The sequence below is a fragment of the Aliihoeflea sp. 40Bstr573 genome (assembly GCF_024105655.1).
GTDB lineage: Bacteria > Pseudomonadota > Alphaproteobacteria > Rhizobiales > Rhizobiaceae > Aliihoeflea.
Window position 1 is genome coordinate 1 of record NZ_JAAAMH010000054.1, and the last position, 2,504, is coordinate 2,504.

Annotated in this window: 2 protein-coding genes; both read right to left on the minus strand. The window is 62.6% G+C overall.

From position 1 onward, the window contains the following. Window positions 1–152: 152 nt before the first annotated feature. Window positions 153–887 (minus strand): IS21-like element helper ATPase IstB, encoded by a 735-nt coding sequence (gene istB, locus GTK01_RS20835; RefSeq protein WP_252929766.1) that lies wholly within the window; start codon window positions 885–887, stop codon window positions 153–155. Beyond that, window positions 820–2,388: an IS21 family transposase gene (istA, locus tag GTK01_RS20840; RefSeq protein WP_252929768.1), complete on the minus strand. Its 1,569-nt coding sequence runs from the start codon at window positions 2,386–2,388 to the stop codon at window positions 820–822. Before istA ends, istB begins: the two co-directional genes overlap by 68 nt. Between the last annotated feature and the right edge of the window lie 116 nt (window positions 2,389–2,504).

The following is a 2,504-nucleotide window of genomic DNA, read 5'->3' on the forward strand; positions in this document are numbered from 1 at the left end:
TGTCAATGACCACGGAATCGGGACCCTGTATTTTCGCGCAAAAGGGACCCCGGTTTAGAGCTGGTGAAGGGCGCGCCGGTTAGCGCCCGATCAGGCGAAGCTGGTCGGGGTTTGCACAGCCTGATCGGGCGTGGCTGATTGGCCTTTCGGCTTTAGCTTTGAGAGCGGCTTTTGAAGCGCCAGGATTCGTTTCCGGTCTCGACGATTTCGCAGTGGTGCGTGAGCCTGTCCAGCAGTGCGGTCGTCATCTTGGCGTCGCCGAAGACACTCGGCCATTCTGCGAAAGCGAGATTGGTGGTGATAATGACGCTGGTGCGTTCGTAGAGCTTCGAGACGAGGTGGAAGAGCAATTGCCCGCCGGCCTGGGCGAAGGGCAGGTAGCCGAGTTCGTCGAACACGACAAAATCGAGCCGAGTCAGATGATCGGCAATGCGGCCCTGCCGCCCGGCGCGGGTTTCGGTCTCCAGCCGGTTGACCAGATCGACCACGTTAAAGAAGCGTCCGCGAGCACCATTGCGGATCAGCGCCCGGGCAATGGCGATGGCCAAATGGGATTTGCCGGTGCCGGTGCCGCCGACCAGGACGACATTGCGCTGATCGGCAACGAAGCCGCCACCGGCAAGGTCGCGGATCAGGGGTTCGTTGACCGGAGTGCCGGTGAAGTCGAAGTCGTCGATGTCCTTGGCCAGGGGCAGCTTGGCGACCGTGAGCTGGTATTTGATCGAGCGGGCCTGCTTCTCGGCAATCTCGGCCGACAGCAGATCGCCGACGATCTTCGGCGGCTCGTGCTGCCGCTTGATAGCGACGCCCATGATCTCGTCATAGGCCGACCGCATCCCGTAGAGCTTCAGCGCTCCCATCAGGTCCAGAACCTCGGTACGTTGCATGGTTGCTTGTCCTCCTGAGACTATCGTAGCGGGCGCAGTCGGCGATCGGCTCGTGAGCCAGCTTCAGCGCCTGGGGAATGGAAAGGATCTCGCCTGGAGCCGGATCACGGCTGCGGGCCAGGATGTTGAGGATCATGTCCGCCGACGAAACGCCCTGATCGAGCGCCTCCTGGCAGGCGGCCTCGACGGCGCTTATCCCGTCGGTCAGGACGCAGGTGAGGATCGACACCATCTGCCGGTCGCCATCATCTGCCGCCTTGAGCTTGCGACGTATCTTCTCCATGGCTGACGGCAGGACCCATTCCCGGAACGGCGCACCGTTGCGCAGGCCGCCCGGCTTGCGCGCCAGCACCGGCACGTAGTGCCAGGGATCGTAGATCACCTTGCCGCGTCCGAACGCGCGGGCATGATCACCTACGACCATGCCGTCCTGGCGGATGACGATTCGGTCGGCATAGGCATGGACCTCGACCGGCCGGCCCACGGCGCTCGACAGCACCGAGTATTTGTTGTTGTCGAAGCGCACCGTGCAGGTCTTCGATACCGAGGCGGGGACGCTGTGGAAGCCGTCAAAGCGCCCGGCATAGGGAATGAGGCTGGCGCGTTCTTCCTCGAACACGTCCCAGATCATGCGCTCGCCCTGCTCGGGGTGCCGGCGCGCCTTTGCCCAGGCGACGCATTTGTCGGCCAGCCAGCCGTTCAGATCCTCCAGCGTCTTGAAGCGGAGCCGCGGCGTGAAGAAGCGCTCTCGCACCAGACCGACCTGGTTCTCGACCTGTCCCTTCTCCCAGCCCGCCGCCGGCGTGCAGGCCTGCGGCTCCACAAGGTAATGGCCGCACATCTGCACGAAGCGACGGTTGTAGCGGCGATCCCTGCCGATGAAGATCGCGTCCACCGCCGTCTTCATGTTGTCGTAGATCCCGCGCGTGCACGCGCCGCGGAAGAAGGCGAACGCACGGTCGTGCGCGTCGAACACCATCTCCTGGCTCTCGCGCGGATAGGCCCGCACGAAGAACATGCGACTATGGCAAAGCCGCATGTGCGCCACCTTCACCGTCGTGGTCACACCGTCGAGAAGAACAATCTCGTGGCTCCAGTCGAACTGGTAAGCCTCGCCCGGCGCAAAACTCAGCGGGATGTAGGCCTCCGCAGCGGCGCTGCCCCGTTCTCTTTCCCACGCCTGCGCGTGCCGCCACACCGAGCTGTAGCTGCCTTCGTAGCCGAGTTCGCGAAGATCCTCGAAGATACGGATCAGCGTCAGTCGTTCCCGCCGGGGCTTGGCTACGTTCGCCGTCAGCATCCGGTCAAGTTCTTCGCGCCAGGCGCCCATCCGCGGATAGGGCTGGTGTTTGCGCTCGTAGCGGAACTCCGTCTCGCCCGAGCGCAGCACCTTGCGCACAACCTTCCGCGAGATATTCAACTCCCGGCAGATCGCCTTGATCGACTTTCCCTGAACCCGAGAAAGCCGGCGTATCTTTGCAATCGTCTCCACAATCAACATCCAAAACACAAATGCCTCCGATGAAACCGGAGGCACTTTGATGACCCCACGTTAAGGGGTCCCGTTTGGACGAAAATCACCCCTTAAACAGGGTCCTCATTCCACGAAAAATCACA

What these genes read in the sequence shown, in the direction of transcription:
- istB (WP_252929766.1), bottom strand. Translation starts at nt 887, where the DNA reads ATGCAACGTACCGAGGTTCTGGACCTGATGGGAGCGCTGAAGCTCTAC.
- istA (WP_252929768.1), bottom strand. Translation starts at nt 2,388, where the DNA reads ATGTTGATTGTGGAGACGATTGCAAAGATACGCCGGCTTTCTCGGGTT.